18 protein-coding genes are annotated in these 17,976 nt (G+C 61.0%); 9 read left to right on the forward strand and 9 right to left on the reverse strand.

Going from position 1 to position 17,976, the window contains the following annotated elements:
* Nucleotides 1–11 precede the first annotated feature (11 nt).
* Genes mreC through GOW48_RS04490 form a run of 5 tightly spaced genes read left to right on the forward strand, consistent with a single transcriptional unit; the run spans nt 12 to nt 5,473 of the window.
* Nucleotides 12–914, forward strand: a complete 903-nt coding sequence (gene mreC, locus GOW48_RS04470) for a rod shape-determining protein MreC (protein WP_170353465.1) — start codon at nt 12–14, stop codon at nt 912–914.
* On the forward strand, nt 907–1,440 hold the full coding sequence (locus GOW48_RS04475) for a rod shape-determining protein MreD (protein WP_170751714.1): 534 nt from the start codon (nt 907–909) through the stop codon (nt 1,438–1,440). The genes mreC and GOW48_RS04475 overlap by 8 nt, the downstream gene beginning before the upstream one ends.
* Nucleotides 1,440–3,389, forward strand: a complete 1,950-nt coding sequence (gene mrdA / locus GOW48_RS04480; RefSeq protein WP_170751716.1) for a penicillin-binding protein 2 — start codon at nt 1,440–1,442, stop codon at nt 3,387–3,389. The genes GOW48_RS04475 and mrdA overlap by 1 nt, the downstream gene beginning before the upstream one ends.
* Entirely contained in the window at nt 3,386–4,525 is a 1,140-nt protein-coding gene (gene rodA / locus GOW48_RS04485; RefSeq protein ID WP_170353468.1) for a rod shape-determining protein RodA, read from the forward strand. The genes mrdA and rodA overlap by 4 nt, the downstream gene beginning before the upstream one ends.
* Nucleotides 4,526–4,540: 15 nt before the next feature.
* Nucleotides 4,541–5,473 carry a 2-hydroxyacid dehydrogenase gene (locus GOW48_RS04490; RefSeq protein ID WP_170751718.1) on the forward strand — a complete coding sequence of 311 codons (933 nt, stop codon included), beginning with the start codon at nt 4,541–4,543 and terminating at the stop codon, nt 5,471–5,473.
* Here the strand turns inward: GOW48_RS04490 and GOW48_RS04495 are convergent.
* The 6 genes from GOW48_RS04495 to GOW48_RS04520 all read right to left on the reverse strand — a co-directional run bounded on the left by GOW48_RS04495 (nt 5,462) and on the right by GOW48_RS04520 (nt 11,991).
* Nucleotides 5,462–7,474, reverse strand: coding sequence for a M3 family metallopeptidase (locus GOW48_RS04495; RefSeq protein WP_170751720.1), 2,013 nt, complete (start codon nt 7,472–7,474; stop codon nt 5,462–5,464). The genes GOW48_RS04490 and GOW48_RS04495 overlap by 12 nt on opposite strands.
* A 58-nt stretch (nt 7,475–7,532) precedes the next feature.
* Nucleotides 7,533–8,570, reverse strand: coding sequence for a HesA/MoeB/ThiF family protein (locus GOW48_RS04500; protein ID WP_170751722.1), 1,038 nt, complete (start codon nt 8,568–8,570; stop codon nt 7,533–7,535).
* Nucleotides 8,570–9,025: a dUTP diphosphatase gene (gene dut, locus GOW48_RS04505; protein ID WP_170751724.1), complete on the reverse strand. Its 456-nt coding sequence runs from the start codon at nt 9,023–9,025 to the stop codon at nt 8,570–8,572. The genes GOW48_RS04500 and dut overlap by 1 nt, the downstream gene beginning before the upstream one ends.
* Before the next feature lie 15 nt (nt 9,026–9,040).
* A complete protein-coding gene (coaBC, locus tag GOW48_RS04510; RefSeq protein WP_170751726.1) occupies nt 9,041–10,237 on the reverse strand; it encodes a bifunctional phosphopantothenoylcysteine decarboxylase/phosphopantothenate--cysteine ligase CoaBC in 1,197 nt (398 codons plus the stop codon).
* A 63-nt stretch (nt 10,238–10,300) separates the two neighbouring features.
* Nucleotides 10,301–11,116 carry a ChaN family lipoprotein gene (locus GOW48_RS04515; protein ID WP_170751728.1) on the reverse strand — a complete coding sequence of 272 codons (816 nt, stop codon included), beginning with the start codon at nt 11,114–11,116 and terminating at the stop codon, nt 10,301–10,303.
* Entirely contained in the window at nt 11,113–11,991 is an 879-nt protein-coding gene (locus tag GOW48_RS04520; protein WP_170353475.1) for an RNA polymerase factor sigma-32, read from the reverse strand. Before GOW48_RS04520 ends, GOW48_RS04515 begins: the two co-directional genes overlap by 4 nt.
* A gap of 99 nt (nt 11,992–12,090) precedes the next feature.
* On the opposite strand from GOW48_RS04520, the gene cobU reads away from it, so the two are divergent.
* The 4 genes from cobU to GOW48_RS04540 are packed head-to-tail and all read left to right on the forward strand — an operon-like array spanning nt 12,091 to nt 15,684.
* The gene (gene cobU / locus GOW48_RS04525; protein WP_170752233.1) at nt 12,091–12,612 is read left to right on the forward strand and encodes a bifunctional adenosylcobinamide kinase/adenosylcobinamide-phosphate guanylyltransferase; all 522 of its coding nucleotides are present in this window, start codon (nt 12,091–12,093) and stop codon (nt 12,610–12,612) included.
* Entirely contained in the window at nt 12,609–13,187 is a 579-nt protein-coding gene (locus GOW48_RS04530) for a histidine phosphatase family protein (RefSeq protein ID WP_170751730.1), read from the forward strand. Before cobU ends, GOW48_RS04530 begins: the two co-directional genes overlap by 4 nt.
* 58 nt (nt 13,188–13,245) lie before the next feature.
* Nucleotides 13,246–14,127 carry a glutathione S-transferase gene (locus GOW48_RS04535; RefSeq protein WP_170751732.1) on the forward strand — a complete coding sequence of 294 codons (882 nt, stop codon included), beginning with the start codon at nt 13,246–13,248 and terminating at the stop codon, nt 14,125–14,127.
* Nucleotides 14,128–14,172: 45 nt separating this feature from the next.
* Nucleotides 14,173–15,684: a YifB family Mg chelatase-like AAA ATPase gene (locus tag GOW48_RS04540; RefSeq protein ID WP_170751734.1), complete on the forward strand. Its 1,512-nt coding sequence runs from the start codon at nt 14,173–14,175 to the stop codon at nt 15,682–15,684.
* On the opposite strand, the gene gshB is transcribed toward GOW48_RS04540, so the two are convergent.
* From gshB to rsmI, 3 genes are all read right to left on the reverse strand, one after another.
* On the reverse strand, nt 15,681–16,613 hold the full coding sequence (gshB, locus tag GOW48_RS04545; RefSeq protein ID WP_170751736.1) for a glutathione synthase: 933 nt from the start codon (nt 16,611–16,613) through the stop codon (nt 15,681–15,683). The genes GOW48_RS04540 and gshB overlap by 4 nt on opposite strands.
* 61 nt (nt 16,614–16,674) lie before the next feature.
* A complete protein-coding gene (locus tag GOW48_RS04550) occupies nt 16,675–17,046 on the reverse strand; it encodes a YraN family protein (RefSeq protein WP_170751738.1) in 372 nt (123 codons plus the stop codon).
* 1 nt (nt 17,047) lies between these two features.
* Nucleotides 17,048–17,905: a 16S rRNA (cytidine(1402)-2'-O)-methyltransferase gene (gene rsmI, locus GOW48_RS04555; RefSeq protein WP_170751739.1), complete on the reverse strand. Its 858-nt coding sequence runs from the start codon at nt 17,903–17,905 to the stop codon at nt 17,048–17,050.
* Between the last annotated feature and the right edge of the window lie 71 nt (nt 17,906–17,976).

Below are 17,976 nucleotides of genomic sequence, written 5' to 3' on the forward strand. Positions count from 1 at the left end.
GAAGGTAACCTGTGGCAAACGACCGGTCACAGCGCGATGAATACACGGCACCTCTGCGCCGCTTGTTGCTGGGGATTGTTGTGCTTTGCCTGTTGGGCATCTTTCTCGTCTGGCGCATCGACAGCCCTCGGGTTGAACGGTTTCGCGCGCAAGTGGTCGACAAGGTTGTGCCCTCGATGGAATGGGCGATGGTGCCAGTCACAGGAATCGTCAATCTGGCCCGTGACTTCCAAAGCTATCAGCGGCTGAGCGAACAGAACCAGGAACTGCGCAGCGAGTTGCGCCTGATGCGCGCCTGGAAAGAGGCCGCACTGCAGTTGGAACAGGAAAACGCACGCCTTCTGGACCTTAACAATGTACGGCTTGACCCGCGCCTGACCTATATCACTGGTGTCGTTATGGCCGACAGCGGCTCACCCTTTCGGCAATCGGTTTTGCTGAATGTTGGTGAACGCGACGGCATAATGGATGGCTGGGCAACGATGGACGGTATTGGCGTGGTAGGGCGCATCTCGGGCGTTGGCCCCGACACGGCCCGGGTCATCCTATTGACCGATGCCTCAAGCGCTATTCCCGCGACGATTCAGCCTTCGGGCCAGACTGCACTGATCGCGGGCGATAACACATCCGCACCCGCCGTCGAGTTTCTGGAAAATCGCGAACTTGTACGACCGGGCGACCGTGTTGTCACGTCAGGTGATGGCGGAGTGTTTCCCGGCGGCCTGCTGATCGGCCAGATCACGGCCGATCCGGGCGGGCGTCTGCGCGTACGCTTGTCTGCGGATTTCGAACGGCTGGAATTCTTGCGTGTTCTTAGGTTCCACTCGGCTCCTGCCATCGAAGACTCGGGGGATATCGTCGGACCACGACGTCCCGAAGCCGCCCTGACACCAGCAGAGGTCGGAGATGGATAGGAATGCGTCTCAGCTTTGGACCAAGCGTGCATTGTATCTGTTTCTGGCAATGCTGATCTTGTTCATGCACCTTCTTCCGCTGGATACAAAACCGGACCGCTGGCCCTTTCCCGATCTGTTGATCGCGTTGACGTTCGCGTGGGTCATGCGGCGGCCCGAATTTGTGCCGATTCCGCTGATAGCGGTTGTGATGCTGACTGCCGACCTGTTGCTTCAGCGTCCGCCGGGCCTGATGGCGGCATTGGTGGTAATGGGCGCGGCCTATCTGCGAACAGCATCGCTGGGCATGAGGGATGCCGGTTTTCCAAGTGAGTGGATGACATCAGCGGTGGTGATCACGGCAGTTTTTGTGCTCAACCGCGTTATTCTTGCTATTGTGTCCGTGCAACAGGCGGCATTGGGGCCAGTCGTGATTCAAGTGGTTCTGACAATAGCTATTTACCCCTTGATCGTTCTGCTGACACAGAGCGCATTCGGCGTTCAACGCATATCCGCCGCCGAAACCGGCACGATGGGGGCACGCTGATGAAGCAACAGAAGCCCAAGTCGCAAGGATTGGCCTATAAACGCTTACCCCGTCGGGCCTTGATTCTTGGCGGGTTGCAAGCTGCCTTTATCGGGGGTTTGGCCGCCCGCATGCGTTATATGCAGGTCGATCAGGCCGATGAATACCGCCTGCTGGCCGAAGAAAACCGCATCAACATTCGCCTGATCCCTCCGACGCGCGGACGTATATATGACCGAAACGGTCAGATCATCGGGCAAAACTCTCCTTCCTACCGTATCGTGATGGTCCGCGAGGACGCAGGCGATGTGGACGAAGTGCTGACGCGGCTGTCGTCCCTGATTCCGCTGACCGAAGACGAAATGGAACGCGCCAAGACCGAGATGCGCCGTTCGGCCCCGTTTCTTCCGGTGACGTTGGCTGATCAGGTCACGTGGGAGGATATCTCGAAAGTCGCCGTCAATGCGCCTGCCCTGCCGGGGGTGACACCCGAAGTCGGCATGACGCGGCAATATCCGCGCTACGAGGATTTTGCCCATGTGGTCGGATATGTCGGCCCAGTCAGTGATTATGACCTAAGCCAGATCGACGACCCCGAGCCGGTTTTGCGCATCCCCCGCTTTCAAATCGGCAAGGTTGGACTTGAGGCCAAGCAGGAAAGCACCCTGCGCGGCAAGGCCGGGGCCAAGCGGGTCGAAGTCAACGCCACCGGTCGCGTCATGCGCGAATTGGACCGGCAAGAAGGCGAGGCCGGCGCCGATCTGCAACTTTCCGTCGATGCCGATCTGCAGCAATACGCGCAAGCCCGTTTGGCGGGTGAAAGCGCCGCGGCGGTGGTAATCGACTGTGAGACCGGCGATATCCGCGCGATCAGTTCAGCACCCAGTTTCGACCCGAACCTGTTTGTGCGCGGTATCTCGGTTGGGGATTACCGAACCCTCACACAAGACAATTACCGCCCGCTTGCGAATAAGACAGTCCAAGGCACGTACCCTCCGGGATCAACCTTCAAGATGATCACCGCCATGGCCGCGCTTGAGGCCGGAGTGATCGGCCCCGGCAATACCGTTTATTGCCCCGGCCATCTAAAGGTGGGCAGCCGCCGTTTCCACTGCTGGAAGCGCGGCGGGCATGGGACTGTCGATCTGAACCTTTCGCTCAAGCGCAGCTGTGATGTCTATTATTACGATGTGGCGCTGCGGACCGGTATCGACAAGATTTCCGACATGGCGCGTGTTTTCGGGCTGGGCATCAAACATGACATTCCGATGTCGGCAGTTGCGGCCGGGCTGGCACCGAACCAGGCATGGAAAGAGCGGGTACACGGTGAAAGCTGGCTTGTGGGCGACACAGCAAATGCGTCGATTGGTCAGGGTTTCATGCTGGCCTCACCTCTGCAGCTTGCGGTCATGACTGCACGGATCGCCACCGGACGTGAAGTGAAGCCAAGACTTGTTCGTTCGATCAATGGGGTCGAAGAACCCTCGGGTCTGGGTGAACCTTTGGCGGTGAACCCGAACAATCTTGAACAGGTGCGCAAGGCCATGTTCTCGGTCTCGAATGACCGGGGTGGTACCGCCTATCGCAGCCGCATCATTGCTGACGATCTGCGCATGGCTGGCAAGACCGGCACCAGTCAGGTGCGCAACATCACCAAGGCCGAACGTGCCGCAGGCGTGATCCGAAATGAAGACCTGCCATGGGAACGCCGCGACCACGCGCTGTTCGTCAGCTTTGCCCCCTATGACAAACCGAAATACGCAATCGCTGTTGTTGTGGAACACGGCGGAGGCGGCTCTAAGGCCGCCGCACCTGTTGCGCGGGACATTATGCTACAGGCGCTTTACAACGGCACGCCCCCACTCGAAGCCTATCCTGTCGCAGACCGGGAACGCATAAAGGAACAACAGAAACAGCTTGAAGGCGACCGCCGCCCCAAAGCGCGTCCAACCACAAAGGACCGCGCATGAGCTATCTTGAATACGCCGTCAAATCCACGCCATCGGGGTTCCGCAAGTTCCTGTACATGAACTGGCCCCTGACGCTTTTGCTGATCAGCACAGCCAGCGCCGGGTTCCTGATGCTGTTTTCCGTGGCCGGAGGATCCTGGACCCCGTGGGCCGAGCCACAGATGGAACGTTTTGGTCTGGGCCTCACAGTGATGTTCATCATCGCGCTGGTTCCGATTTGGTTCTGGCGAAACATGTCTGTTTTGGCCTACCTGGGCTCGATCGGGCTGCTGATCATGGTTGAGCTTTTCGGAACAATCGGTATGGGCGCGCAGCGCTGGATTGATCTGGGCTTCATGCGGCTGCAACCCTCCGAGGTGATGAAAGTGGCGTTGGTGATGGTATTGGCCGCTTACTACGACTGGCTCCCTTCGCATAAAACCTCACGCCCGATATGGGTTCTGATCCCGGTTGCGCTGATCCTGATCCCGACGGCGCTGGTCCTGAAACAGCCTGACCTGGGCACGTCGATCCTGCTGCTTGCGGCGGGCGGAGGTCTGATGTTCCTGGCCGGTGTCCACTGGGCCTACTTTGCCGCCGTCATCGCGGCGGTGGTCGGCCTGATCGCCACTGTGTTCAACAGCCGCGGGACCGAGTGGCAATTGCTCAAAGACTACCAGTTCCGTCGCATTGATACGTTTCTGGACCCATCGACCGATCCCCTGGGCGCAGGGTATCACATCACCCAGTCCAAGATCGCGCTGGGATCAGGAGGGTGGAATGGGCGCGGCTTCATGCAAGGCACGCAATCGCGCCTGAACTTCCTGCCGGAAAAACACACCGATTTCATCTTTACCACCTTGGCCGAAGAGTTCGGCTTTGTCGGCGGCATCACCCTGCTGACGCTATACGGGCTGATCCTTGTGTTCTGCCTAGTCACGGCGCTGTCGACCAAGGATAGGTTCTCGTCGCTGGTAACGCTAGGCATCGCGTTGAATTTCTTCCTGTTCTTTGCAGTCAACATGTCGATGGTGATGGGGCTGGCCCCGGTGGTGGGTGTACCCCTGCCGATGGTCAGCTACGGTGGCTCGGCGATGCTTGTTCTGATGGCGGCCTTCGGTATTGTGCAAAGCGCCCATATCCACCGTCCCCGCTGATTTGAAAGGCCCCCGATGCCCGTAAACGTTCTGTTTTCCGCGCGCCCTGAATTGTGGCCCGTGTATGAACCACTGCTGACCAAAGGGTTGGAACAAGCAGGCGTGGATGCCCATCTTGCCACCGACCTGCCGGCCGATCAGGTCGACTATGTGGTCTATGCCCCGAATGGAGGGCTGCTGGATTTCACCCCCTATACGCACCTCAAGGCCGTGCTTAGCCTCTGGGCCGGGGTCGAGAAGATCGCGGGCAACGCCTCTCTGATCGTCCCGCTGGCGCGGATGGTCGATCACGGGCTGACGCAAGGCATGACCGAATGGGTGGTCGGCCATGTGCTGCGTTATCATCTGGGGATGGACCGCCATATCACCCTGCAAGACGGCACATGGACACCCGAGGCCCCACCGCTGGCCCCTGAACGCACCGTTTGCATTCTGGGCCTTGGCATGTTGGGCGAGGCATCCGCGCGGGCATTAAGGGCGCTGGGTTTCAACGTCACAGGCTGGAGCCGCTCACCCAAGGACATCCCCGGTGTTTCCTGTCTACATGGCGATGAAGGGCTGCGCAACGCGCTGGCCAGCGCTGAAATCGCCGTTCTACTTCTGCCCGACACACCGGCGACCGAGAACCTGCTGAACGCGGAAACCCTCGCCCTACTGCCCAAGGGCGCATGTCTGATCAATCCGGGCCGAGGCCCTCTGATCGACGACGACGCCCTGCTGGATGCGCTGAGCGCCGGACACATCGGCCACGCTACGCTGGACGTGTTCCGGGTTGAACCCTTGCCAATCGACCACCCCTATTGGGCGCATCCGAATGTGACGGTCACGCCGCATATCGCCTCGGAAACGCGGCCAGTGACAGCCGCGCAGGTGATCGTTGAGAACATTCGACGTGGCGAGGCGGGCGAACCCTACCTGCACCTCGTCGACCGCGCTTTAGGCTACTAGCCCGCGCCCTTTCAGCAACGCCTCAACCCCCGGCAACCGGCCCCGGAAGGCCAGATACAGGTCTTCGGCCTCGCGCGAGCCTCCGGTGGACAGGATGTTTTCCTCCAGCGCCTTGGCGCGGTCGGGGTCGAAAGCGCCTCCAGCCTCTTCAAAGGCGGCGAAGGCGTCGGCGTCCATGACCTCGGACCACATATAGCTGTAATAGCCCGAGCTATAGCCGTCGCCCGCGAACACATGCGCGAAATGCGGCGTCGCGTGGCGCATCCCGATGGCCGGGGGCATCCCCAGACCCTTCAGCACCTGCGCCTGTTTCGCCATCGGATCCGGCGGGGCCGCGCCGTCATGGAACTCCAGATCGACCAGCGCCGAGGCGACATATTCGACCGTCTGGAACCCCTGATCGAAATTGGCGGCCTTCAGCACCTTGTCCAGCATGTCCTGCGGCATTGGCGCGCCGGTGTCGGCATGGGTGGCAAACTCGGCCAGAACCTCGGGCACCTCTAGCCAATGCTCATAAAGCTGGCTGGGCAGTTCCACGAAATCGCGCGCAACAGACGTGCCCGAAATGCTTTCATAGGTCACATCCGACAGCATCTGGTGCAGCGCGTGGCCGAATTCATGAAACAGCGTCCGCGCATCATCATAGGACAGCAGCGCCGGATCGCCCTTGGCGAAGTTGCAGACATTGATCACGACCGGGGCCTGCACCTTAGGAAACTTGGCCTGTGACCGCATAGCGCTGCACCACGCGCCGGATCGTTTGGAGCCCCGCGCGAAGTAATCCCCGATGAACACCGCGATATGCTGACCGTTGCGCGTGACCTCCCACGCGCGGCAATCGGGGTGGTAGAGCGGTACGTCCAGCGGCGCGAACTCCAACCCGAACAGGCGGTTGGCGCAGGCAAAGGCGGCCTCGATCATTCGGTCCAGCTGCAGGTAGGGTTTCAACGCGGCCTCATCCAGATCATGCTCGGCCTTGCGGCGTTTCTCGGCGTAGTAGCGCCAGTCCCACGCGGCCAGTGGGCCATTGACCCCATCCGCCTGCATCATCTGCGTCAGGGTCTCGGCATCCGCATCCGCGCGGGCCTTGGCGGGCTCCCACACTTGCATCAGCAGGTCACGCACCTTGTCTGGAGTGCGGGCCATCTCGGTTTCCAGCTTGTAGGCCGCGAAATTGTCATAACCCAACAGCTTGGCGCGTTCTTCGCGTAGCGAAAGGATTTCAGCGGCGATCTCGCGGTTGTCTGTCTCGCCACCGTTGGCCCCACGCGCGGTCCATGCCTTGTACGCCACCTCACGCAGATCGCGGCGGGGCGAGAATTGCAGGAACGGCACGATGATCGAGCGCGACAGAGTCACAACCGGGCCGTCCGCGCCCTTTTCCTGCCCGGCGGCGCGGGCCGCATCGACTACGAAATCGGGCAGACCGTCCAGATCATCCTCGGACAGGGGCATGAACCACGCGCGCTCATCCGCCAGCAGGTTCTGGGTGAAGGATGTACCCAGCGAGGCCAGCTGCGCCTTGATTTTCTGCATCCGCGCGTCTGCATCCCCGGTCAGGGCCGCGCCCGCGCGCACAAAGCCCCGATGGGTCAGCATCAGAACCCGCGCCTGTTCGTCGGTCAGGTTCAGATCATCTTTTCGGTCCCATAGGTCGGCCACCCGCTGAAACAGCGCTTTGTTAGAGGAAATGCCCGAGAAATGCGCCGCCAGCTTGGGCGAGAAGTCACGCTGCAGCTCTTCACGCGCCGGGTTGCTGTCGGCCCCGGCCACGGTAAAAAAGACGGACAGGACCTTGTCCAACTGCTCACCCGCGGCCTCAAGCGCCTCGACCGTGTTGGCAAAGCTCGGCGCGTCGGGGTCGCCTGCAATCGCGTCGATCTGCGCGTTGTGGGCCTGTAGGGCGGCGTCCAATGCGGGGGCGAAATCGGTGTCGGCAATCGTGTCGAAGGGCGCGATTTCAAACGGTGTGGTCCAGTCGGACAGGATCGGGTTGGTCATGAAACTCTCCTTTGAGCACAACCTAGGAACACGAGGTGGAATGATCCAGTGCGCGCGCTCACTTACCGCAAATCGGACAATCGGCGCGGCGTGAAAGGGTGATCTTGCGGCTTTCCCCATAAAGCGCGTCATAGATCAGCATCTCACCGCGTAGGGCCTGCCCAGCCCCGGTGATCACCTTGATCGCCTCGACCGCCATCATAGAGCCTACAACACCGGGCAGAGGGCCGATCACGCCTGCCTCGGAACACGACGGGGCCAATCCGGGGGCCGGGGCCTCGGGGAAGATGCACTGATAGCAGGGGGCGTTATGAGCGGGGTCAAAGACGCTCAGTTGCCCTTCCCATTGCGACAGCGCACCCGAGATCAGCGGCTTGCCCAGCGCAACCGCCGTGCGGTTGGCCAGATAGCGAGTGTCGAAATTGTCAGTCCCATCGAGGATCAGATCGAAATCGGCAAACAAATCCTGCGCGATCTCTTCGGTCAAACGACGGTGATAGGGCAGAACGATCACATTAGGATTTTGCGCCTGCATGGCCTGCTGCGCCGAGAACACCTTGGGCATCCCGATATCCGCGTCGCGGTGGATCACCTGACGTTGCAGGTTCGCGTTCTCGACCTCGTCATCGTCGATCACACCGATGGTTCCAACCCCGGCTGCGGCCAGATATTGCAGGGCGGGCGCGCCCAGACCACCAGCGCCAATGACCAGCACTCGGGCCTGTTTCATCTTTTTCTGACCCGGTCCGCCCAATTCCCGCAATACGATATGGCGAGCATAACGTTCCAGTTCGGTCTCAGAGAAATGGCCGGATGGCATGGCGGGCTCCTTCGTGGCGGGCGTTGCGCGGTTTCGCAACGCTTTCAGCACCCTTCCATAAACCAGAACCAGAACCGCGAAACCACCCAAGATCAGCCACATCGCTGCAGAGCCGCCAGTCGCCTGACGCAAGGGGTGGCCATCCGGCAGAACCAGTTGCGCCGTGATCACGCCCAACAGCAGCACCCCGACGGATGTCATGCGTGCGGTGCGCGACACGCCCGCCAGATAGCCCACGCCCCACAGCCCGGCAGCCAGAATGAAAACCAACAGCATCAGCCGCGCCCGGTCGAGCCGAACCCACCCGCGCCGCGATCAGTGTCGCTGAGTGTATCGGCCGTTTCGAACGTGGCCTGCACAACCGGGGCCACGACAAGCTGCGCGATGCGTTCGCCGTGGGTGATCTCGAACACCTCTTGCCCAGCGTTCAGCACGATCACACCCAGCGGGCCGCGATAGTCGCTGTCGATTGTACCCGGGGTGTTAGGCAACGTGATCCCGTGTTTCAACGCCAGCCCGGACCTTGGGCGCACCTGCACCTCATAGCCATTCGGGATTTCGATCCGCAGACCGGTGGGAACCAAGGCGCGCTGGCCAGGCTCCAACGTGATCGACGCACCATCCGGTAGATTGGCCCGAACATCCGCCCCCGCCGCGCCGGGGGTTTCGTAGGACGGCAACGGTACTGAGGGGTCAGAGCCGTCCTCGCGGATCACGCGAATTGCAACCATCTTGTTTCCCTTCCCTCACGTGGTCAGCGCGTCGGCGATCTTTTGCGCCAGCCGCTCTGCCACGGCGTCTTTTCCCATGCGCGGCCATTCCTCGGCCCCTGCGTCCGAAATCAGCGTAACCGCATTCTCGGACCCGCCCATGATGCCGGTGGCGGGGCTGACATCATTGGCCACAATCCAGTCACACCCCTTACGCGCGCGCTTCGCGGTGGCGTGTTCGATCACACTATCGGTTTCGGCGGCGAAGCCCACGACCAGCGCGGGGCGATCCGTTTCCAGATGCGAGACACGTTTCAGAATGTCGGGGTTTTCTGCAAATTCCAGCGCGGGCAGGCCGTCACGGGTTTTCTTCAACTTCCGGTCCGAGGCGCTGGCCACCCGCCAATCCGCCACAGCCGCCGCAAACACGCCTGCATCCACGGGCAAGGCGGCGTCCACCGCATCCGACATCTGTTGCGCGGTCTCGACCGCAACCACCTGCACGTCTTGGGGCGGAGCCACATCCGCCGGGCCGGTGACAAACACCACCTCGGCCCCCAGCGCAGCGAGCGACCTCGCCACCGCCGTTCCCTGCGCGCCCGAGGACCGGTTGGCGATATAGCGCACCGGATCGATGGGTTCATGGGTGGGGCCCGAAGTGACCAGAATACGCTTGCCCTGCAAGGGGCCGCCGCCCAGCTGCGCCTCGACCGCCGCGACGATCTCCAGCGGTTCGGACATGCGGCCGGGGCCGTATTCGCCACAGGCCATATCGCCCTCGTTCGGGCCGACAAAGCGGATGCCATCGGCCTGCAGCTGCGCCAGATTGCGCTGTGTCGCCGGGTGATCCCACATCCGTACATTCATCGCAGGCGCACACAGAACCGGCGTGTCGGTCGCCATCAGCAGGGTCGAGGCCATGTCGTTGGCCAGCCCGCCGGACATCTTTCCCATCAGATCGGCAGTGGCCGGGGCAACCACTACAAGATCGGCAGAGCGGGACAGTTGGATATGGCCCATCTCGGCCTCATCGGTCAGATCGAAGAGATCGCGATAGACCTTCTCTCCGGCCAAGGCAGACACGGACAAAGGCGTCACGAATTCTTCAGCCGCGCGGGTCAGAACCGGGGTCACGGCCGCGCCGCGTTCGCGCAGGCGGCGGATGAGATCCAGCGATTTATAGGCTGCGATGCCTCCGCCGATGATCAGCAGAATTCGTTTCGATGCCAGCATGTTCAGCCCTTCCCGTCCCGGTCGGCCCTGACATTAGGCAAGCAGGCCAGACAGTTCCAGCGGTTAATTCTGCGTCTGGAATGCCAGACAGGGGTCTTCGCGTTCGACCGAAGGGCTGTCGATCACCGCGTCAAACTCGCCTGAGATCGCGCCATCCTCGGACTGCCCCAACACAAAGACTTTCAAACCAGGGCGCAGCCGGGACGTGAATGTCGGAATCCCGCGATCCTTGCGGGCATGCCCATTGCCGGTGATCACAGCAATCGGCCCGCCTGTTTCGTCATCGGCACGCAAGATCGAACGCGTCAGAACCGCGTCGCGCAAACGTTGGATGGCCACCATCTGAGGCAGCGCCTCTTTCGGGAGCGCATCGCAATGCGCCGCCAGTTGATCTGCCTCGCGTTCAGCCTGCTCCGCAGCCGAAAGAGGCACGGTCAGCCCATAGCGCGCCGCATCCGCGCCCAGCGCCGTGGCAGCACCCCGTTCCATTGCAGCGCGCGCCGCCGCACGGGGAACCATCGCCCCATAGACCGGCGCATCGGTAGCCTGAAAGACCGGGTAATACATACTGAGGGACGGCCACCCCATCTCGGCCCATTTCAGGATACGGTCCAATTCCTCGGGATTGGTCGCAGCTTTCTGAGCCAGCCGTTGCGCGCCCTCTTCGGTGACCATTTCCCAGACCACGGCCGAGGGGTTGACGATCTCTAATGCTTCTTTTTGTACGATGTGATGCTGCGGGTTGTCGTGGATTTCACCCAGGATCACCACGTCAGCCGCACGCATCGCATCGGCGACGTCATCCGGAATCAAACCGTCAGCCCGGCCTATACCGGCTGTAACCACAAACGCGCACAGCAGAATCGCAAACTGTCTCATGCGATGAAGTGTTGCACCTCGCGCGATTGCGCTTCAAGGTTCTTGCGCATTTTTACGAATGCCGCCGCTTCAAGCTGACGCACCCGTTCTTTTGAAAGACCCAATTCCTGCCCCAGGCTTTCCAAGGTACGCGAAGGCTCACGTAGTTTCCGTTCGCGGACGATAAACCGCTCGCGCTCGTTGAGCGATTGCATCGCGGCGACCAGCCAATGGCGCAGCTGTTCCATATCATGGCTGTTTTCGACCATTTCGGCAGCCTGTTCGCGCTCATCTTCCAGCGCGTCAATCCATTCTCGACCATCCTCATCCGCAGATTGCACCGCATTCAGCGAGAAATCCGATCCCGAAAGACGGCCTTCCATCATCTCGACATCGCGCAGAGGCACACCAATTTCTGCGGCGATCATTTGATGCAACTGATGGCGGTCCAAATCCATTCCATCCGTCGCGGCCTCACGCTCCAGCCGGGCCTGCACACGACGCATATTGAAAAACAGTGATTTCTGGGATGAGGTCGAGCCGGTGCGCACCATCGACCAGTTGCGCATCACGTAATCCTGAATGCTGGCCTTGATCCACCAGACTGCATAGGTCGAGAACCGCACGCCCCGGTCCGGGTCGAACTTGTCGGCGGCTTTCATCAGGCCCAAACCGGCCTCTTGAATCAGGTCATTCATCGGCGCGCCGTACCGTTTGAATTTGGCCGCCATGGAAATCGCCAGCCGCATATAGGCGGTAATCAAGCGATGCAGGGCTTGCTCGTCGCGATGATCCCGCCACGCATACGCCAGTTTCAGCTCGGTTTCTGCATCCAGCAGTTCCGCTTTCATCGCCTGTCGCGACATCGAAAAATCGTTTGTATTATCCAGAGCCATGGAAGCCTCCCATTTTCGCAGGCGTAGCCAGCCTTGCCTTGTCGACTTGAGGTCGATACGCAGGACAAAACCGGGTGGATCACATGGAAGGTAACACCAGTGGGTTGGGATTTGACCTTTGTTATCGGCGGAGCAGCCTCGGGAAAGTCGGCATTTGCCGAACAACTCACTGTTTCCACAGAGAAAAGCCGCATCTACCTCGCGACTTCACAAGTGTTTGATGATGAAATGCACAAAAAGGTGAAGTCGCACGTGAAGCAACGAGGGGAGGGTTGGACGACGATCGAGGCTCCGTTCGACCTGCGCCCTGCTCTGGCCGCTCTGACGCAGGATCAGGTCTGTCTGATTGACTGTGCGACGATGTGGCTGACCAACCATATGATGGCGGAAAACGATCTGGAACAAGAACAAGCCCTGCTTTTGGATGCGCTGAATACCTGCAAAGCCCAGATTGTAATCGTATCGAACGAAGTCGGCCACGGCATTGTCCCCGACAACGCCCTGTCCCGCCGCTTTCGAGAGGCACAGGGACGTCTGAACATCGCATTGGCCGCGCAGGCCGATCTGGCGGTGCAAGTCACAGCCGGGCTGCCTCTGGTACTGAAAGGACAGCTGCCGTGACTCGCCTGCATCTTGTCCGCCACGGCCCGACCCATGCCAAAACCATGGTCGGCTGGTCCGACCTGCCCGCTGATCTCAGCGACACAGTGGCGATCCAGCGCTTGCATGACCATCTGCCGTCTGATGCGGTTGTTATCTCATCCGACCTGTCCCGCGCCGCGGATACGGCCTCGGCCATTCAGGGAGCACGCACCCGCCTGCCCCATCACCCCGACCTGCGCGAGATCAATTTCGGCACGTGGGAGCTGCGCGGCTTCCGCGAGATTGAGGCCGAAGACCCCGACCTCGCCTTTGCCTATTGGGACAATCCCGGTGACGTGCGCCCCCCAAGCGGCGAAAGCTGGAACGAGGTGCGTACGCGGGTAGATGCCGTGATCGACCGGCTGATTGCCGATCATAGCGGGCGCGATCTGGTCGTCGTGGTGCATTTCGGCGTGATCCTGACACAGGTACAGCGCGCGCTGGACGTGACCGCACAAGAGGCGTTCAGCCACAAGATCGACAACCTCTCGGTCACGGAACTGACCCATCACGGGGATTGCTGGTCGGTCGGGCGGATCAATCACCTCGCGTGATGCACCTGCGCACAAATCACTGATTTACCGACGCGATTGTCCACGCCATCCTGCACCTATGACCTATGATCTGTTTATCGGGGACCGACTGTTTTCCAGCTGGTCCATGCGCGGCTGGCTGATGCTGGAAAAGTTCAGCCTGCCTTACAAAACCCAAATGATCGGCCTCTATTCCGGCACCATGACTGAGGATATGAAGCCACTCGCCCCCGCCCGTCTGGTGCCCGCCTTGCGCATGCCCGACGGGACGGTGGTAGGCGAAAGCCTCGCCATGGCCGAAACTCTGGCCGAACGACATCCCGACGCCGGGCTGTGGCCTGCAGATCCAGCCGCCCGCGCCACCGCGCGCTGGTTATGCGCCGAGATGGTGGCCGGGTTCACCGCCTTGCGCGGCGAATGCCCGATGCAGTTGCACCATTGCTGGACCGGGTTTGAACCCTCAGCAGATACCCTGCGCGACCTTGACCGGATCGAGACCCTATGGGCCCATTCTCGCAGCGTATCCGGGGCCACCACCGGTCCGCTGTTTGGCGCCTATTCCCTGGCGGATGTCTTCTATACGCCGGTGGCCGCGCGGATTATCGGCTATGGTCTGCCAGTCTCGGACGCAAACCGGGTCTATTGCCTTGACCTGCTGTCAGACCTGTCCGTCCGCCAATGGCGCGCGATGGGATTGACTGTGTCCTATGACCCTTTCCCCTACGCACTGGGATTGGCAACACAACCCTGGCCAGTCGGCTCGCCCGTAGCCCGCGTTGTGGACGCAGGCCCCTCGGTCAACACCACATGCCCCTATTCCGGCGACCCTGTGACAGATTTCCTTGAACTGGACGGCCGCATCTGGGGCTTCTGCAACCCGTTCTGCCGTGACAAAACCGCCGCAGACCCGGGCGCTTGGCCGAAATTCTCTGCCATGGTCGCAGGCGTTAACGATTCCTAAACCGCCTGCGTGCCAGCAACGACCTGTTAACCAAAAAGGTCGTTCATGGTCGCCCGCTCTCATACCGTCGCTTTCCAAGGGGTTGAGGCCCGCCCGGTCGAGGTGCAATGCGCCGTCGAGCCGGGCCTGCCCGCTTTTTCCATCGTCGGCCTGCCCGACAAAGCCGTGTCCGAGGCCCGAGACCGCGTGCGCAGCGCGCTCAGTTCCATGGCCATCGCTCTGCCGTCGAAACGCATCACCATCAACCTCTCGCCCGCCGATCTGCCAAAAGAAGGCAGCCATTTCGACCTGCCCATCGCCGTCGCGCTGCTATCCGCACTGGAAATAATCCCTCCCGACGCCGCCGAAGGTGCGGTGTCCTTGGGTGAGCTGTCACTGGACGGATCGCTTGTACCCGTGGTCGGCGCTCTGCCCGCTGCCATGACCGCCGCCGCCGAAGATCGCGCGCTGCTGTGCCCCAAAGCCTCCAGCGCCGAGGCGGCTTGGGTCGATGCTACACAGGTTATCGGGGCCACATCACTGGGCGATGTGGTGCGGCATTTCTCAGGTCAGGCCCCTTTATCCGCCGCCCAACCCGGCGAGGTCAGCCTTGCGCCCAGCGCGCGCGACCTGCGCGATGTGAAAGGGCAAGAGCGGGCCAAACGCGCGTTGGAAATTGCCGCCGCCGGGCGACACCACCTGATCATGATCGGCACGCCGGGGTCGGGCAAATCCATGCTGGCCGCGCGTCTGCCGGGAATTCTGCCGCCTTTGGCCCCATCCGAGGCGCTGGAAACCTCTATGATCCAATCACTCTGCGGGTTGCTGGACGAAGGCGGGATCAGCCGCACCCGTCCGTTTCGCGAGCCGCACCATACCGCCTCAATGGCTGCAATTGTCGGAGGCGGCCGGGGTGCCAAACCCGGTGAGATTTCCTTGGCTCATAACGGAGTTCTGTTCATGGACGAATTCCCCGAATTTCCGCGCACCGTTCTGGAAACCCTGCGCCAACCGATTGAAACGGGCGAGGTCATGGTCGCCCGCGCCAATGCCCATGTGAAATACCCTTGTCGCTTCATGCTGGTGGCCGCCGCCAACCCCTGCAAATGCGGATATCTAACGGACCCCGCCCGCGCCTGTTCCCGCGCGCCAGTCTGTGGTGAGGATTATCTGGGCCGTATCTCTGGCCCGCTTTTGGATCGGTTCGACTTGCGGATTGAGGTGCCTCCGGTCGGGTTCACCGATTTGGACCTGCCGCCTTCCGGAGACAACTCTGCCACCGTTGCCGCAAGGGTCGAAGCCACCCGTACTGTGCAGGCGGAGCGGTTTGAGGGCATGGAGCCCCGCCAGAACGCGGATATGGAGGGTAAGTTGTTGGAGGAAATCGCCGCCCCCGACGCCGAAGGCAAAGAGCTGTTGCTGAAAGCCGCCGAACGGTTCGGCCTGTCGGCGCGCGCCTATCACCGCATCCTGCGGGTCGCGCGCACCATTGCTGATCTTGAAGGCGCGCCAGATATCCGCCGACCCCACGTGGCCGAGGCGCTGAGCTTTCGCATCAGCGCCCGGGCGGCGTCTTAAACCTTGGCCTCAATCGCCTGCCAGATTTTTTCGGCGATGTTCACACCGTCGAACCGCTCCAACTCCTGAATACCGGTGGGCGAGGTCACGTTGATCTCAGTCAGATAATCTCCGATCACGTCGATACCGACGAAGATCTGGCCTTTTTCCTTCAGCAACGGACCGATGGCGGCGCAAATCTCCAAATCCCGGTCGGACAGGCCGATCTTTTCCGGGCGGCCACCCACATGCATGTTCGACCGCGTCTCTCCCTTGGCCGGCACACGGTTGATTGCGCCGACTGCCTCACCATCAACCAGAATCACCCGTTTGTCGCCATTGCTGACGTCGGGCAGGAACTTCTGCACGATCAGCGGCTCACGCGAGAACCCGGTGAACAGTTCATGCAATGAGGTCAGATTTCGGTCACTGGCATCCAGCCGGAACACGCCCGCACCGCCGTTGCCATAAAGCGGCTTGAGAATGATATCGCCATGCTTTTCCTTGAACGCTTTGATCGTCTGTAAATCACGCGCGATGGTCGTCGGCGGCGTTAGATCGGGGAAATCCAGAACCAGCAGTTTTTCGGGGTAATTGCGCACCCAGAACGGATCATTGACCACCAGCGCCTTGCCCTTCAGACGGTCCAGCAAATGCGTTGACGTGATATAGTGCATATCGAACGGAGGATCCTGACGCAGCCAGATCACATCGAAATCAGCCAGATCAACCTCACGCTCGGGGCCCAGCTCTGCCGGATTGCCCGCCACGCGCTGAACGGTCATGTCGTGGCCGCGCGCCGTGACCCGCCCTTCCTGATACGCCAACTGATCCGGCCCGTAGAAAAACAGTGAGTGCCCACGCGCCTGCGCCTCTTCGGCCAGTCGGAATGAGCTGTCTGCATTAATATCCACGGCCCCGATCGGGTCCATCTGAAAGGCGATTTTCATGGCGTGTCCCTCGGTTTCACGCCAGATACATGGCCCAGCAGGGCCACGGGATCAATGGGGGTCAGGCCTCGCCAAAGGCGTTTTCGATGATTTGAACAGCGCCCGAGGCGTCCACAAGCGCGGCGTCAAAGCGCACATTTGTCAGCTGCCCATCGGGTTCATGTTCTAGAAACTGCGCCGCCGAGGCACAAATCCGGTTCATCTGTCGCCGATTGATCCGCGCCGCCGCCGCGTCAAAACTGCTGCTTTTCTTGACCTCGATGAACACCAGACCATCGGCGTTACGCGCGATCAGGTCTATTTCCCCACCGGCCCCGCGCCAACGACGATGCGCAATCGAAAAGCCGCGACGTTCATAGTCGGTCGCAACCCGCATCTCGGCGGATTGACCCGCCTGATAAGACACAGAGCTCCGAACAGCGCGCGCGGACATGTCATCCCTTTCCCAGTTTCAGCGCCTTTTGATAAATCGGACGGCGCGGAAGTTTGTACATTTCCGAAACCAGATCCGCCGCATCCCGAACCGAATGGGATTCCAAGGCCCTTTTCAGAGCTTCTTCTACGTCAGATTCGTTAACAGTTTCCGAATGGCTGCGATCCACCAGAAGAACAATTTCGCCTTTGATGGTCTGATCCTGCAGCCCTTGGGCAAGGTCTTTCAGGGTCCCGCGGCGAACCTCTTCGAATTTCTTGGTTAATTCGCGGCACAGGGCGGCATGACGCGACTCTCCCAATACATATGCCAGATCGGACAGGCAGGCCGCGACACGCTTTGGCGATTCGTAGAAAACAAGCGTGCCGGGTATGTCGCGCAACGCCTCGATCCGTGCCCGGCGCGCGCCCGATGCATTGGGCAAGAATCCGGCAAAAAAGAACGCATCCGTTGGCAATCCGGCCAGTGTCAGGGCCATTAAAGCCGCCGATGGCCCGGGCGCACAGGTCACCATGTGACCGGCCTCAGCCGCCTGACGCCCCAGCTCATAACCCGGATCAGCAATCAGTGGCATCCCAGCCTCAGAGGCATAGGCAACCGATTTCCCTTCGGCCAGCGCGTCCAGGATCTTGCCCCGCGCGCCTGCACCGCTGTGATCGTGATAGGCCAGAATGCGCCGTCCCTCCAACGGCACACCGTGAATCTCCATCAGGCGCCGAAGGCTGCGGGTATCCTCGGCAGCGACCACATCAGCCGAGGCCAGCACATCCAGCGCCCTGAGCGTGATATCGCGCGCCGTTCCGATCGGAGTGGCGACAAAATACAGGCCCGCGCCCAATCTGACTTTTTGGTGATTCAAAGCTGGACCCTCGCAGCGTGACGTTTATTATCGCGACCTAATAAAATGGCGTCTTTCAAGTCGCCGGGACA

Origin of the sequence: Ruegeria lacuscaerulensis, from assembly GCF_013033355.1 — a bacterium.
In the GTDB taxonomy this organism is placed as follows: Bacteria; Pseudomonadota; Alphaproteobacteria; order Rhodobacterales; family Rhodobacteraceae; genus Ruegeria; species Ruegeria lacuscaerulensis_A.

Bases quoted from the DNA above. Each gene is read 5' to 3' on its own strand.
- GOW48_RS04475 (WP_170751714.1), top strand. From the start codon at position 907: ATGGATAGGAATGCGTCTCAGCTTTGGACCAAGCGTGCATTGTATCTG.
- mrdA (WP_170751716.1), top strand. From the start codon at position 1,440: ATGAAGCAACAGAAGCCCAAGTCGCAAGGATTGGCCTATAAACGCTTA.
- rodA (WP_170353468.1), top strand. From the start codon at position 3,386: ATGAGCTATCTTGAATACGCCGTCAAATCCACGCCATCGGGGTTCCGC.
- GOW48_RS04490 (WP_170751718.1), top strand. From the start codon at position 4,541: ATGCCCGTAAACGTTCTGTTTTCCGCGCGCCCTGAATTGTGGCCCGTG.
- GOW48_RS04495 (WP_170751720.1), bottom strand. From the start codon at position 7,474: ATGACCAACCCGATCCTGTCCGACTGGACCACACCGTTTGAAATCGCG.
- GOW48_RS04500 (WP_170751722.1), bottom strand. From the start codon at position 8,570: ATGCTGTTGGTTTTCATTCTGGCTGCCGGGCTGTGGGGCGTGGGCTAT.
- dut (WP_170751724.1), bottom strand. From the start codon at position 9,025: ATGGTTGCAATTCGCGTGATCCGCGAGGACGGCTCTGACCCCTCAGTA.
- coaBC (WP_170751726.1), bottom strand. From the start codon at position 10,237: ATGCTGGCATCGAAACGAATTCTGCTGATCATCGGCGGAGGCATCGCA.
- GOW48_RS04515 (WP_170751728.1), bottom strand. From the start codon at position 11,116: ATGAGACAGTTTGCGATTCTGCTGTGCGCGTTTGTGGTTACAGCCGGT.
- GOW48_RS04520 (WP_170353475.1), bottom strand. From the start codon at position 11,991: ATGGCTCTGGATAATACAAACGATTTTTCGATGTCGCGACAGGCGATG.
- GOW48_RS04535 (WP_170751732.1), top strand. From the start codon at position 13,246: ATGACCTATGATCTGTTTATCGGGGACCGACTGTTTTCCAGCTGGTCC.
- GOW48_RS04540 (WP_170751734.1), top strand. From the start codon at position 14,173: ATGGTCGCCCGCTCTCATACCGTCGCTTTCCAAGGGGTTGAGGCCCGC.
- gshB (WP_170751736.1), bottom strand. From the start codon at position 16,613: ATGAAAATCGCCTTTCAGATGGACCCGATCGGGGCCGTGGATATTAAT.
- GOW48_RS04550 (WP_170751738.1), bottom strand. From the start codon at position 17,046: ATGTCCGCGCGCGCTGTTCGGAGCTCTGTGTCTTATCAGGCGGGTCAA.